This is a genomic window from Streptomyces griseus subsp. griseus (genome assembly GCF_000720255.1).
Taxonomy (GTDB): Bacteria; Actinomycetota; Actinomycetes; order Streptomycetales; family Streptomycetaceae; genus Streptomyces; species Streptomyces griseus_I.
On the sequence record NZ_JOJE01000015.1, the window covers coordinates 151,422 to 165,076 of the forward strand.

The 13,655-nt window shown below is 71.4% G+C and carries 11 protein-coding genes and 2 pseudogenes; 3 read left to right on the forward strand and 10 right to left on the reverse strand.

Going from position 1 to position 13,655, the window contains the following annotated elements:
• Positions 1 to 60 precede the first annotated feature (60 nt).
• The 5 genes and pseudogenes from IG99_RS21685 to IG99_RS21705 all read right to left on the reverse strand — a co-directional run bounded on the left by IG99_RS21685 (position 61) and on the right by IG99_RS21705 (position 6,176).
• Positions 61 to 2,070, reverse strand: coding sequence for a beta-galactosidase (locus IG99_RS21685; protein ID WP_037676444.1), 2,010 nt, complete (start codon positions 2,068 to 2,070; stop codon positions 61 to 63).
• Entirely contained in the window at positions 2,067 to 3,383 is a 1,317-nt protein-coding gene (locus IG99_RS21690; protein ID WP_037676445.1) for a glycoside hydrolase family 36 protein, read from the reverse strand. The genes IG99_RS21685 and IG99_RS21690 overlap by 4 nt, the downstream gene beginning before the upstream one ends.
• Positions 3,384 to 3,409: 26 nt before the next feature.
• Positions 3,410 to 4,100: pseudogene (locus IG99_RS21695) on the reverse strand (carbohydrate ABC transporter permease).
• A pseudogene (locus IG99_RS21700) lies at positions 4,097 to 4,848 on the reverse strand (carbohydrate ABC transporter permease). The pseudogenes IG99_RS21695 and IG99_RS21700 overlap by 4 nt, the downstream one beginning before the upstream one ends.
• Positions 4,849 to 4,859: 11 nt before the next feature.
• On the reverse strand, positions 4,860 to 6,176 hold the full coding sequence (locus IG99_RS21705; protein WP_037676447.1) for an ABC transporter substrate-binding protein: 1,317 nt from the start codon (positions 6,174 to 6,176) through the stop codon (positions 4,860 to 4,862).
• A 290-nt stretch (positions 6,177 to 6,466) separates the two neighbouring features.
• Here IG99_RS21705 and IG99_RS48800 point away from each other — a divergent pair, with 290 nt between their 5' ends.
• Positions 6,467 to 6,712 (forward strand): hypothetical protein, encoded by a 246-nt coding sequence (locus tag IG99_RS48800; RefSeq protein WP_158973217.1) that lies wholly within the window; start codon positions 6,467 to 6,469, stop codon positions 6,710 to 6,712.
• Positions 6,713 to 6,841: 129 nt separating this feature from the next.
• On the opposite strand, the gene IG99_RS21710 is transcribed toward IG99_RS48800, so the two are convergent.
• Together IG99_RS21710 and IG99_RS21715 are read right to left on the reverse strand one after the other, a co-directional pair.
• Positions 6,842 to 8,263 carry a sensor histidine kinase gene (locus IG99_RS21710; protein WP_051865717.1) on the reverse strand — a complete coding sequence of 474 codons (1,422 nt, stop codon included), beginning with the start codon at positions 8,261 to 8,263 and terminating at the stop codon, positions 6,842 to 6,844.
• Positions 8,260 to 8,967: a response regulator transcription factor gene (locus IG99_RS21715; protein ID WP_037676448.1), complete on the reverse strand. Its 708-nt coding sequence runs from the start codon at positions 8,965 to 8,967 to the stop codon at positions 8,260 to 8,262. Before IG99_RS21715 ends, IG99_RS21710 begins: the two co-directional genes overlap by 4 nt.
• Positions 8,968 to 9,097: 130 nt before the next feature.
• Between IG99_RS21715 and IG99_RS21720 the strand changes: the two genes are divergently transcribed.
• Positions 9,098 to 9,613, forward strand: a complete 516-nt coding sequence (locus IG99_RS21720) for a hypothetical protein (protein ID WP_037676450.1) — start codon at positions 9,098 to 9,100, stop codon at positions 9,611 to 9,613.
• A gap of 73 nt (positions 9,614 to 9,686) precedes the next feature.
• Here the strand turns inward: IG99_RS21720 and IG99_RS21725 are convergent, their stop codons facing one another.
• Positions 9,687 to 10,556 carry a spermidine synthase gene (locus IG99_RS21725; RefSeq protein ID WP_037676451.1) on the reverse strand — a complete coding sequence of 290 codons (870 nt, stop codon included), beginning with the start codon at positions 10,554 to 10,556 and terminating at the stop codon, positions 9,687 to 9,689.
• 195 nt (positions 10,557 to 10,751) lie between these two features.
• The gene (locus tag IG99_RS21730) at positions 10,752 to 11,177 is read right to left on the reverse strand and encodes a hypothetical protein (RefSeq protein WP_051865738.1); all 426 of its coding nucleotides are present in this window, start codon (positions 11,175 to 11,177) and stop codon (positions 10,752 to 10,754) included.
• A gap of 254 nt (positions 11,178 to 11,431) precedes the next feature.
• Between IG99_RS21730 and IG99_RS21735 the strand changes: the two genes are divergently transcribed.
• A complete protein-coding gene (locus IG99_RS21735; protein ID WP_037676453.1) occupies positions 11,432 to 12,874 on the forward strand; it encodes a tetratricopeptide repeat protein in 1,443 nt (480 codons plus the stop codon).
• A gap of 84 nt (positions 12,875 to 12,958) precedes the next feature.
• Here IG99_RS21735 and IG99_RS21740 read toward each other — a convergent pair whose 3' ends face one another.
• A complete protein-coding gene (locus IG99_RS21740) occupies positions 12,959 to 13,552 on the reverse strand; it encodes a histidine phosphatase family protein (RefSeq protein ID WP_037676454.1) in 594 nt (197 codons plus the stop codon).
• Positions 13,553 to 13,655 lie beyond the last annotated feature (103 nt).

A 13,655-nucleotide genomic window follows, 5' to 3' on the forward strand; every position in this document is an offset into this window, starting at 1 on the left:
GCGCGGCACGTCGTGGGGGCGTGCCGCGCTCCGACGGTTCCGGGTGGGCGGGTACGTCGTCTATCCGCGTACTTCCCGGATCACGGCCACCCCGCCCGGCGGCACCGTCACCGTGCCGTTCGTCAGGGGTGTGGCCGTGAGGAGTTCGACGGCGTCCGGTGCGACCGGGACCTCGGCGCCCAGGCCCAGGTGGTCGATGAGGAAGAGGTAGTCGGCGGTGGGGCTGCGGCGCAGGACGGCCTCGATGCCTCGAGGGATGCCGGTGCGGACCGGTGCCACACCCGCTTCGTCGGACGCGCGCTTCAGGAGGGCGGCCAGGGTGTCCGGATCGGGCAGGGTGGCGACGTACCAGGCGGTGCCCGCGCCGTAGCCGTGTCGGGTGATCGCCGGGACGCCCGTCAGGGGGCCGTCCGTGAAGGCGGACACCGTCTGGGCGCCGGTCGCGCGCACCCGCTCCGACCAGAGCGAACCGGTACCGCCGCCCTCCAGACCGACCGTCTCTTCCGGCAGCAGGGGGAAGTATTCGTCCGTGCTCACTCCGAGCGCTTCCCGGAACGCGCCCGGGTAACCGCCCAGCCTGACGTGGCAGTTCTCGTCGACGGCCCCGCTGTGGAAGCCGACGGCCAGTGTGCCGCCGCGTTCGGCGAACGACGTCAGGTTCGTCGCGCCCGCGTCGTCCACCAGGTACAGGCTCGGGGCCAGGACCAGGCGGTACGCCGACAGGTCCGCGTCAGGGCGTACGAAGTCCACGGCGACGCCCGACCGCCACAGCGGCTCGTACCAGGAGCGGACGAGGTCCAGGTAGCGCAGTGCGGCGCTCGGCTGGCTCGGCATCTCCATCGCCCACCGGGCGTCCCAGTCCCAGACGATCGCCGTCTCGGCGGTGCCCGTGCTCCCGCGCACCTCGCCCAATGCCCGCAGTTCCGCGCCCAGTCGGACCACGTCCTGCCAGATCACGCTGTCGGTGCCCGCATGCGGCAGCATCGCCGAGTGCCACTGCTCGGCGCCCGCCTTCGCGGCCCGCCACTGGAAGTAGGCGATGCCGTCGGCGCCGTGGGCCACATGGGCGAGCGCGTTGCGCCGCAACTCGCCGGGTGTCTTGGCCCTGTTGACCGGCTGCCAGTTCACCGCGCCCGTCGAGTGCTCCATGAGCAGCCAGGGCCCGCCCGCGAGCGACCGCACCAGGTCGCCGCTGAGGGCGATGTCGATCTCCGACTCGGGGTCGGTGGAGCGGAGGTAGTGGTCGTTCGACACCACGTCCAGCTCCGGCGCCCAGCGCCAGTAGTCCAGCGCGTCGAAGTTGTACATCACCATGAAGTTGGTGGTGGCGGGGACGGCGGGGGCCGCCTGTGCCAGGACCTCGCGCTCCGCCTTGCACAGCGAGAGCAGTTCGTCCGAACAGAACCGGCGCCAGTCCAGCTGGTGGGTCGGGTTGGGGACCGCGCCCGTCGCGCGGGGCGGGATGATCTCGTCCCAGTCGTAGTACCACTGGCTCCAGAAGGTGGTGCCCCAGGCGTCGTTGAGCGCGGCCAGGTCGTCCGCGTACTTCTCCCGCAGCCAGCGCCGGAACGCCTGCGCGCTGGTGTCGCAGTAGCACTCCGCGTTGTGGCAGCCGTACTCGTTGTGGATGTGCCACATCACGACGGCCGGGTGGTCGGCGTATCGCCGTCCCAGTTCGCCCGCGATCCGAAGGGCCGCCGTCCGGTAGGCCGGGCTGCTCGGGCAGAAGGTCTGGCGGCTGCCGTACGACAGGGTGCGGCCGTCGTGGTCCACCGGCAGCGCCTCGGGGTGGGCCTTGAAGAACCAGGCCGGCGGGGCCGCGGTCGGGGTGGCCAGGTCGGCGGCGATGCCGTGGCAGTACAGCATGTCGAGGATCCGGTCGAGGCGCGAGAAGTCGTACTCGCCCTCGGCGGGTTCCAGCAGCGCCCACGAGAAGATGTTGACGCTGACCATGTTGACCCCGGCCTCGGCCATGAGCCGCACGTCCTCGGCCCAGACCTCCTCGGGCCACTGCTCGGGGTTGTAGTCGCCGCCGTAGGCCAGGCCAGGAAGGGAGAGGGTGCGCTTCACCTGGCACCTCCCGCAAGGAGCCGGCGGGTGGTGTCGACGCCCCACTGGTCCAGGGACAGCAGCCGGTCGCTGGAGGCCATCAGGCCGCCCGTCGCCTCCACGTGTGCCGCCCACTGCTTCCGGGTCTCCACCGCCGGGCGGGCCATCAGGCAGTCGGGGTCGTTGATCCAGAGCCGGCCGTGCTGCCACTGCCTGGCCGCGCCGGTGAACTCGGCCGGATCCTGGCCGGGCTGGCTGTAGTCGTCGGCCTCGGAACGGCGGTGCGGGGCCGTGTCCGGGCTGACGCGCATGGCGTCGAACAGGCCGATGGAGGGCAGGATCGGCGCGCCGCAACCCAGCAGGTAGGCGTCGGTGCCGATGGCCTCGCGGATGAGCCGGATGCCGTTGCGGTACGCCTGGAGGGGGTCGGCCGTCCCGTACCGGGCGCCCTTCAGCGCCCCCGCGTACAGGAAGTCGACCTTGAAGTAGTCGTAGCCCTCGGCGCGCAGGGTGGCGTACACCTCGGACAGGTACGCGGCCGCGCCCGGGTGGGTGGTGTCGAGCACGCAGAGATCATGGCCCCAGTTGTGCCCGGCGTGCGTGAAGCCGCCGTCCGCGTCGCGGACCAGCCAGTCGGGGTACGCGGCGGCCAGGTCGCTCGCCGGGTCGACGAGGAAGGGCGCGGTCCAGATGCCCGCCCGGCGGCCACGGGCGCGGATGGCGTCGGCGACGCCCGCACGGGAGCAGAAACGGCCGGAGAGGGTGAGCCAGTCGCCGAGGGCCTTCTGGTAGCCGTCGTCGATCTGGACGATGTCGACGGGAAGGTCGAGGGTGTCCATCGCGCGGATGTTCTCGTGGATGTCGTCCTCGGTGACGTCCGTGAAGTACTCGTACCAGGAGCACCAGACCGTCGGCGCCGGGCGTGGCGCGCCGAGGCCCAGGGAGGCCGCCCACTCCCCCAGGACCGACTGGATGTCCTCTCCCGTCCACTCCTTCACCGGGCCGTCCGCGCTGATCTCGGCGACGGCCCGGTCCCGCACGACCAGGCGGATCGACGGCACCTCACGCAGAGGTTCCGCCGCCGCCCACAGCCGGACCGGGGAGCCGTCGCCGGGGTCGAGCGCGAGCAGGCCCTCACCCTGGAAGGCACCCTCCGGGACGGTGACGCCGGGCCGGTAGCAGACGGTCGCCCAGTTGGCGTTCGTCGGGCGGTACGGGGTCGCGTCGAGGGCGTAGGCGCCGCTGGGGCTCCAGGACTGCCAGCCTTCCTCGTGGACGCGGGCCGTGCGCGGGTCCACGGGCACGGAGGCGACCGGGGTGAAGGGGTGGTGCACGAAGGTTCTCTTTCAAGGAGAGGGCGTCAGCCCTTGTTGGCGCCGAGGGTCAGGCCGCTGACGAACTGGCGCTGGAGCGCGAAGTAGACGATCAGGGTGGGGATCGCGGTGAGCAGGGCGCCGGCGGCGACCAGGTTGGGGTCGGTGAAGTACTGGCCGGAGAGGTTGTTCAGCGCGGAGGTGATCGGCATGTTCTCGCCGGTGGAGATCAGCACGATGGCCCAGAAGAAGTCGTTGTAGATCCAGATGGACAGCAACGTCGCCAGGGCGGCCATCGCGGGCTTGCACAGCGGCAGCACGATCTGCCAGTACAGCCGCCACACGGAGGCGCCGTCGACCAGTGCGGCCTCGGTCAGCTCGTGCGGCAGTGAGCGCATGTAGTTGCTCAGCACGAAGGCGCAGAACCCGGACTGGAACGCCACGTGGATGAGGACCAGGCCGAGGGCGGAGTCGTACAGCTTGCCGCTCATGGTGATGCCGGGCAGGTCGATGAGCAGGTAGAGGCGGTACAGCGGGGTGATGATGACCTGCTGCGGGAGCAGGTTGGGAGACGTAGCCCTTGGTGCTGGTCTCCGAGTAGGGGCGCAGCGCCGCGAACAGGGCCCACAGCAGCGGGGCCAGCCAGGCCAGGGCGGTGACGGTGAGGAAGGTGTGCAGCAGGATCCGGGCGGGGCGGATGGGGGTGCGCTGTTTGCCCAGCGCGCTCACGTGGCTCATGCGCGCCGCTCCTTGCGGAAGGTGGCGATCAGGTACGGGATGATCACGGCGAGGGAGATCACCAGCAGGACCACGGCGATCGCGGAGCCGTAGCCGATGCGGCTGGATTCGCCGATGATGTTGTTCGTCACCAGGATCGACAGCAGTTCGGTGCCCTGGGCGCCCTTGTTGAAGACGAAGACCAGGTCGAAGGCGCGCAGCGCCTCGATGTGTAGTGGCCGGGCTTGTTGGCCCCGATGAGACTGTTGATCAGGCCGGTGTCGGGGTTGTAGACCAGCTGCCAGACGAATCCCGTCACGGCCAGGGAGACCACGACGGGCAGGAAGAACGCGGTCTGGTAGACCCGGGAGAAGCGGATCTTCTTGTCCAGCTGCACGGCCAGGAACAGGCCGAGCGGGGTCGGGATCAGGATGAGCACGACGAACCAGATGACGTTGTGCTCGACGGCCGGCCAGAACTGCGGATTGCTGGTGAACAGGTCACGGAAGTTCTGCAGGCCGACCCACTTGATCGAGTCGAAGCCGATGCCGTCCCAGCTGGTGAAGGCCAGCGCGATGGAGGCCAGCGCGGTGACCCAGACGAGGGCGACGTGCAGGATCGTGGGCACGCCCGCCATCAGGCCGAGCGTGACACGGTCACGACGAGTGAGCAGGCGCCGGTGGCCCCGCTGGATCCGCCCGGTGGCGGACGCGCGGCCCGGAGACGGCACGGCGGCCGCCTCCGGGCTCTTCGTGGAGGTCTCAGTCATGGTGTGGGTGATCAGGCAGACGCGAAGATCTGCTTCTTCTGGCGCTCGATCGACGTCAGCAGGCTGTCGATGCCCTTCGGGTTGCGGATGAAGTTCTGCAACGCGGGCTGCATCACCGTGGAGGTGAAGTCGGGGCGGGAGTCACGGTCCATGAACTGCGTGAGGCTCTTGGCACCCGAGATCATCTCGTACGCCTTCTTCTGCAGCGGGGTGTACGAGGAGGTGTCGGCCTTGCTGGAGGCGGCCACCACGCTGGAGTCGGCCTTGAGGTAGATCTGCTCGGCCTCCGGGGTGCCCAGGTACTGGAGCAGCTTGACCGCGCCGTCGTGGTTCTTCGGGGCCTTGGAGAGCATGAAGCCGTCGGTCGGGGCCTCGACGGTGTCCTGACCGAACTGCGGGTCGATCTCCGGGAACGCGAAGAAGTCCAGGTCGTCCAGGTCCGCCTTGTTGGTGAACTGCTGGGCGACGAAGGTGCCGAGCATGTACATGCCCGCCTTCTTCGACACGAGCGACTGTGCCGCGTCCTGCCAGGTGCGGCCGACCGCGCCGTCCTGGTGGTAGGGCAGGATCTCGGTCCAGTGGTCGAAGACCTTGCGCACCTTGGCGTCGGTCCAGGAGGCCTTGCCGCCCATCAGGTCGACGTGGAAGTCGTAGCCGTTGGTGCGGAAGTTGATCTGGTCGAAGGTGCCCATCGCCGGCCAGGCGTCCTTGTCACCGAACGCGATCGGGACCAGGCCGTCCTTCTTCATCTGCTTGCACAGCGCGACGAGCTCGTCCCACGTCGTGGGGACCTTGTAGCCCTTCTCCTGGAAGACGCTCTTGCGGTAGAACAGCGCCCAGGGGTAGGTGTACAGCGGCACGAAGTAGTACTTGTCGTCCTGCCCCTTGCTGAGCTTCTGCATCGCGAGGGGGAAGTTGGCGCCGATCTTCTCCCACACGTCCTCGATCGGCGTGGCGAGCTTCTTGTTGGCGAAGAACTGCATGCGGTAGCCGGCGAACCACGTGAACACGTCGTCGGGCGTGCCCTGGAGGTAGGAGTTGATCTGCTCCTGGAAGGTGTTGTGGTCCTTGGTGTTGACGTCGACCTTGATCCCGGACTGCTTGGTGAAGGCCGCGTAGATCTCGGCGAATGCCTTCTTCGGCACCGCGTCGGACGCGTTGGAGCCGAGGGAGACGGACTTGGAGTCCGAGCCGCTTCCGCTGCTGCCGCAGGCGCTCAGCAGGGGTATGCCGGCCCCCGCGAGGAGGGCGGCGCCGCCCGCGCCGCGCAGCAGGCTGCGGCGGCTCGGGGTGGGAAGGGAGAGTCCGGAGGGGGAGAGGTCGTGCATGAACGGCTCCTGAGGGCAGGGTTCGGCCATGGGGCGAGACTGTCTGAAAGCTGATCACGATCGACCAGAAATCAACTTGACCGAACACGGTGGCGTCATCACAGCCGCACGCATGGGCATGCGTCAAGAGCCACTGCCTTCATTTGTCGAAACGTAATCGACACGTTTGGTCATCTATGCCCAGCACAAGATCATTTGAAGGCGGCGAAAGCCCTCGCGAACGCCGCCTCGCCCTGGAGGGGCGATCCGCACGTCGCGTTCGACTTCGCGAAGGCAACCATCTTTCTGGCTTGAAGCTCTCGGAGGATCCGACGTTGACGCCGATCATCGGAGTCAACGCGACCGTCTCCGGCGGCACGGTCGGACAGCCCGAGGACGCTCTTGGGCTGCGCCTGTGCGGCGATGGCGGCCTGTCTTCGGGGGGAGGCGCACGTGCCCCCGGGGCACGCGGGGCCATGGTCCATCACATGATGTCGACCGCGCCGGTCTTCCAGCCGTTCGCCATCGCGTCGGCCACGAGGTTCACCCTGTCCTGAGTCGGCCCCTCCCGCGTCACGGGCAGGCGGCCGCCGGGACGAAGGGGGCGGAGGCGGGCGTGCCGATGCCGGTGCTCGCCGAGGGGAAGGAGTGGGGATCTTTGTGAGGGGCGGGGTCAGTCGCGGGCTTCACGGTGAGGCGCTGCCCCCGGACACTCGACCCGGCGTTCCTCGAGTAGAGACCGCTCTGCCCGACCGGCGTCTTCGTACGGCCCCCCGGTGGCCCTTGCGCACCGGCTCACGACCGTCCAGCTGGATCCAGATCCGCACCTCGGTGCCGCCGAGCACCGACGAGCCGATCCGTACGTCCCCGCCCGTCGACTCCGCGAGCCGGCGCACGATGTCGAGGCCGAGGCCGGTCGACCCGTCGCTCCCCGAGCCCCGTCCGCGCGCCATCGCGGCCTGCGGGTCGGATATGCCGGGGCCCGCGTCGGAGACGAGCACGATCACCGCGTCCTCGCCGTTGTGCACGTCGACCGCGAAGGCCGTGCCCTCGGGCGTGTGCCGGAAGACGTTGCCGAGCAGGGCGTCCAGGGCGGCCGCCAGATCCGCCCGGGCCACGGGTATGCGCACCGGCCGGTCCACGCCGGCCACCCGCACCTTGCGGCCCTCGTCCTCGGCGAGCGCGGACCAGAACGCCATCCGCTCCCGCACCACCTCGGCCGCGTCGCACCCGGCCCCCGGTCCCACCGCGGCGGTCCGCGGCTTGGCCTCCCTGGCCGTACGGATGATCGTGTCGACCTCGCGCTCCAGCTGCGCCACGGCGGCCCGGGTCTGCTCGGCGGCCGGACCGTCGCCGAGGGAGGCGGTGTTCAGCCGCAGGACGGTCAGCGGGGTACGCAGCCGGTGCGAGAGGTCGGCCGCCAGCTCCCGCTCGTTGGCCAGCAGTTGGACGACCTGGTCGGCCATGGAGTTGAACGCGACCGCCGCCAGTCGCAGTTCGGTCGGCCCCGCCTCCGGCACCCGGGCGCCCAGCTTGCCCTCGCCGAGCTCGTGCGCCCCCTCGACGAGCCGCCGCGCGGGCCGCACCATCCGTACGCCGAGCCGGTCGGCGACCGCGACCGAACCGACGACCAGGGCGACCCCGACCGCTGCGAGCACCGCCCACGCGGTGCCGACACCGTTGCTGACCTCGGACTCGGGCACGTACACCTCGACGACGGCCATCTCGCCCGTGCTCAGCGCGACCGGCTGGAGCAGCGTGGAGCCGCCCGGCACCTCGCTGGTGGAGGCGCGCCCCAGTCTCCGTACCGTCGTGATGTCCTCGTCGGACGCGCGCCGCCGGCCGAGGTCGACGGCGGCCCGGCCGCCGGTCGCGGGGATGTGCACGGCGAGCCCCGCGTCGGAGCCCGCGGAGGCGACCACGCGCTCCAACTGGTCGGGGTCGGTGGTGATGGAGAGCGCCGGCACCACGGCGGCCGCCTCCCGCTCCGCGTTGGAGAAGGCCCGGTCCCGGGCCAACTCCCTGACGACCAGTCCGAGCGGGACCGCGAAGGCGACCACGACCATCGTGGTGACCGCCAGGCAGACCTTGACCAGTGCCCATCTCATCGCGCCGGCTCCGTCTCCCCCGGGGGCTCCAGCTTCACCCCGACGCCCCGCAGGGTGTGCAGATAGCGGGGCCGCGCGGCCGTCTCGCCCAGCTTGCGCCGCAGCCAGGAGAGATGGACGTCGATGGTCTGGTCGTCGCCGTACGACTGCTGCCAGACCTCGGCGAGCAGTTCCCTGCGCGGGACCACGACACCTGGCCGGCCGGCCAGGAAGGCGAGCAGGTCGAACTCACGGCGGGTCAGGCCGAGGCGGACACCGTCCAACTCGGCCTGACGGCGCAGTGGATCGATGGTCAGGCCGCCAACGCGGATGACACTGGACGGCGGTGCCTCGGCGGCGCCCGCACGGGAGCGGCGCAGCACGGCGGCCATCCTGGCCGACAAGTGCTCGACGGAGAACGGCTTGGTCAGATAATCGTCCGCGCCCGCGTTCAACAGCCGGACGATCTCCGTCTCGTCGTCGCGCGCCGTCGCGATGATCACCGGCACGTCGGTGATGCCGCGCAGCATCTTCAGCGCCTCGGAGCCGTCGAGGTCGGGCAGTCCGAGGTCCAGGATGACGACGTCGAAGCGGAAGTGGGCGACCTCGCGCAGCGCCTCCAGGGCGGTGCCGACGCTGCGCACGGTGTGTGCGGCGTCGGTCAGATGCCGGATGAGCGCCGAGCGTACGAACTGGTCGTCCTCGACCACGAGCACACTTGCCATGCGCGGCACCGTACGCCACGCCGACGAGCCGGACCGGGGCCTGTGGACAACTCCCGTCCTGTGGACAACCGGTGGGGCACCCGTGAGGCCGCTGTGACGGGTGAGGCCGTGTGAGGCAGTATGACCGGCGATGCGCAGAGGACTCGTACACGTACTGGCTTGGACGCTCGCCACGGGCGCGGCAGCCACGCTGTCGTGGTGGGGCGTGCACACGGTGCTGGCCGGCACGGCCTACGACCCGCCCCGCGCCCTGCCCGTCACGGCGGCCGACGCGACCACGCAGGAGTCGAAGGCACTGGCGTCGGCCACCCCCGACCGGCCGTCCCCGTCGAGGAGTCCCTCGGCGAGCCCGAGCCGCCCGTCCGCCAGGCCGAAGCCCTCCCGGCCCCCGGCCCGGACCCCCGAGGCGTCCCCCAGCCCCTCCGGCCAGGTGAAGAGCTACGACACCGACGGCGGGCGCGTGGTCTTCTCCCTCGGCACGGCCTCCGCGATGCTCGTGTCGGCCACGCCGGGCACGGGCTGGTCCATGCAGGTGTGGAAGACGGAGACGTGGATCCGGGTCGAGTTCAGCTCCGGCGCGGACCGGGTGTCGGTGTTCTGCACCTGGCACGACGGGCCGCCGCGGGTGGAGATCGGGAACTACTGAGCCGGCGCCAACCAGCGAGCCGGCGGGGACCAGCGCGCCGGCGGGGACCAGCGCGCCGGCGGCAACCAGCGATTCAGCGGAACACCGAGGGCGGTGGCGCCGGGGAGGCGACCGCCGCCGCGTCCGTCACCGGTACCGCTCCTCCGGTGAAGTCGGTGAGTGGCTTGCCGTGCTCGACCCGGGCGGGGTGCGGGTCGGAGGCGGCCCGGCGGGTCAGCTCGGCCACCGGCAGGGGGCGGTCGGAGGCGACGAGGACCGCGTTGCCGAAGCGTTTGCCGCGCAGGACGGCGGGGTCGGCGATCAGCGCCAGTTCCGGGAAGCGGGCGGCGGCGGTGGCGATCTGGCCGCGCAAGTGGGTGAGCGGCGGACCGTCGGCGAGGTTCGCGGCGTACAGGCCGCCGGCGGCGAGGACCCTGCGGACGTCGTCCAGGAATTCGGTCGAGGTCAGGTGGGCCGGTGTGCGGGCTCCGCTGAACACATCGGCGATGACGAGGTCGGCCCAGCCGTCCGGCACCTTGCCGAGCCCCTCCCGGGCGTCCACCGATCGCACCCGGATCCTGGCGTTCGCATCCAACGGCAACTCGCGGCGGACCAGTTGGACCAGGGCGGCGTCCCGTTCGACGACCTGCTGGGTGGAGCGGGGGCGGGTGGCGGCGAGGTAGCGGGCGAGCGTGAAGGCGCCGCCGCCGAGGTGGACGGCGCGCAGGGGCTTGCCGGGCGGCCCGGTGAGGTCGATGACGTGTCCGAGGCGGCGCTGGTACTCGAACGAGAGGAACGCCGGGTCGTCGAGGTCCACGTGCGACTGCGGGGCACCGTCGATCAGGAGCGTCCAGGCCCGTGCCCGGTCCCGGTCGGGTATCAGTTGAGCCAGCCCACCGTCGACGGTCTCGACGACGGCATCGACGGCGTCCTGCCCGCGCCGGCCCTTCCTGGACTTTCCCATTGCCCTATTTTCGCAGCCGGGCGACGGTCATGCGCCCGCGGGCCGGGGCAGTCACGGCTCACGCGCCCGCGGGCCGGAGCGATCGCGGGCTCCCGCCCCCGCGGGCCGAGGCGGCCGCGGACTCCCGCCCCCGCGGGCCGAGGCGGCCGCGGACTCACGCCCCCGCGGGTCGGGGCAGTCGCGGTACGGAGACATTCATCTTCGGCTGTCAGCGGCCTCGATCAGCCGTGCCGCCTCGCCGAGCGCCGCCCGCAGCACCGCGGGGTCCGTCGCCGGGTCCGCCTCCTCCGGGGGCAGCAGCCAGTCCGATCCGTCCACCGGCGGCTCGGGGTTCAGCCGCAGCCCGCGTCCATCGGTCTCCGTACAGGTGCTGCCCGGCACGTCCCAGGCGGCGGCGGTCCCCGGCGGCACCACGAAGCCGAGTGTGCCGCAGCCGTCGTCGTGCAGGATGGGCCCGACCGCGTCCCCGGCGCACCGCCGCAGGATGTCGACGGCCTCCAACCCCTGTCGCGCCGGAACGGTGACCACCTCGCAGCCCGCCCGGGGCGGCGCACCGCGCTCCGCGGTCGCGCCCCCCGTCGCCGTCGGCGTACGAGGATCGATGCTCTGGCTGGCCTTCATCCCGACCTCCACCACGGAACCCCTCTTGCAGTCCACGGGGTTCAACGCGGCACGGCGTCAACGGCTACGGCGGAAGTCCGCCGCAAGGATGGCAGTTCATGGCAGATCGCGCATGAGATATCCGGTTTGTAGCCAAACGCAGCGTGGCGGGACGGCCACAGCAGGTACGTTCTTGCCCGCCGGAAACAGGGTGTCACATGGATAACTCACCCGAACCCGGCATGGTTCGACGGTTCGCACGAGAGGACCCGGCCATGGCGTCGTCAACGGTGAGCTCATCACAGCCCAGTCGGCCACCGCGACCCAATCTCGCCTTCCGGCAGGCGCGCGGCCAGCGCTCACCCGCCGAGTTCGCCGCCCTCGTGCGGCGGGCGGCGCACGAGATCGGGGAGCAGGTCAGCTGTGACGCGCGCTACATCGGCCGGGTGGAAGCGGGTGAGATCCGCTGCCCCAACTACGCGTACGAGCGGGTGTTTCTGCATATGTTCCCCGGTCGCACGCTCACCGACCTCGGCTTCGCGCCTCGCTCGTCCGTACGTGGACGAGGAGCGCGCGCCGCCGAGGGCGCGCCCCTCGCGCAGGCCACGAGCCCTGCGTACGCCTCTGGTGAGACGCGAGGGGCGCACGAGCCGTATGACACGCAGGACCCGTACGACAGGTACGACAACCACGAGGAGAGCGACGTGCTGCGTCGCGCATTCATGAAAGGCGGGGGCGCCACGGTGGCCGCCGCCTCACTGGGCCCCTTCGGGCTCGCCCTCGACGCCTCGGCCGCACAGCGGCCCGCCCGCCGCGTCGGCGCGGGTGAGGCGAGCGCCCTGGAAGAAGCGGTCCGCAGGATCCGACTGCTCGACGACCGGCACGGGGCCGACGGTCTCTACCGGCGCGCGGCGGCCCCGCTGCGCGCCGCGTACGCGCTGCTGGACGCCCAGGCGACCCGGCAGGCGACCGCCGACCGGCTGCACTCGGGTGCCGGTGAACTCGCCATCTCCGTGGGCTGGCTGGCGCACGACTCAGGGCGCTTCGACGACGCCCGCTCGCACTACGCGGAGGCGCTCGCCACCGCGCGCGTGAACGGGGACGCCGGCCTGGAGGCGCACGCCTTCTGCAACACCGCCTTCCTCGCGCGCGACGCCGGCCGGCCCCGCGAGGCGTTCCGGGCGGCCCAGGCCGCACAGCGCGTCGCGCGCCCGCTGGGCTCCGCCCGGCTGATGTCCCTGCTCGCGCTGCGCGAGGCGGGCGGCTGGGCCGGGCTCGCCGACCGCGCGGGCTGCGAACAGGCCCTCGTCCGAGCGCAGGCCCTCTTCGACCGGGGCCCCTGCGACGCCGACCCCGAGTGGATGAGCTTCTACGGCGAGGCCGAGCTGGAGGGGCTGGAGGCACAGTGCTGGTCCGCGCTGGGCGACTGGACCCGGGCGGCCCGGCACGCGCGGCGGGCGGCGGAGCTGCAGGACCCCCACTTCACGCGGAACATCGCGCTGTACACGGCGGAACTGGCGGACGACCTGGCCCGGGGAGGCCGCCCCGACGAGGCGGCCATCGCGGGGATGCGCGTGCTGGACCTCCTGGCGGAGGTGCAGTCCTCCCGCATCCAGACGATGCTGTCGGGCACCGCGCGCGTGCTGTTGCCGCACCGCAGGGCGTCGGGCGTGTCGGGCTTCCTGGAGCGACACGCGTCGCTCCCGTGCATGGCGTGACCGGGTGTCGCTCCCGCGCATGGCGTGACCGGGTGTCGCTCCCGCGCGGGCGTGACCGCGTCGGCCCCGGCCGCGCCCCGTCGGCTAGACCAGGTGCCCCAGATCGTTCCAGCTCTCGATCGCGGGCTCCCCGTAGGCCCACCCCAGGACGGACAGCGACGTCGGGTTCAGCCGGATCCGCGCCGCGAATTCCAACGGCAGTCCCAGCCACCGCGCACCGATCGACCGAAGGATGTGGCCGTGGGCGAAGACCAGTACATCGCGTTCCCGCGCCCGCGCCCACGCGACGACCTCGTCGGCCCGCGCGGACACCTCGTCCAGCGTCTCCCCCTCGGGAACCCCGTCCCGCCAGATCAGCCAGCCCGGCCGGAGGGCCTGTATCTCCGCCGGGGTCATGCCCTCGTACGCCCCGTAGTCCCACTCCATGAGCGTGTCCCAGGTGGTCGCGCGCTCACCGAACCCCGCGAGTTCGCATGTCTCACGCGCGCGTGACAGGGGACTGGTGCGTATCTCGACGCCGGACAGGTTGTCGAACGGCGCCCTGTGCAGTCGCTCACCGAGCAGCTTGGCACCGCGGCGCCCCTCTTCCAGGAGAGGCACGTCGGTCCTGCCGGTGTGCTTGCCCAACAGCGACCACTCCGTCTGTCCGTGCCGGGCCAGCAGGATGCGCGGTGCCATGGAGGACCCCTCCGAAAGTGAACGTCAGACGGAACCTCTCCATCATCGCGCACACCTCCCGGTGGCAACCCGGTGGGCGATCTCAGCGTCTATCAGGGCCGGG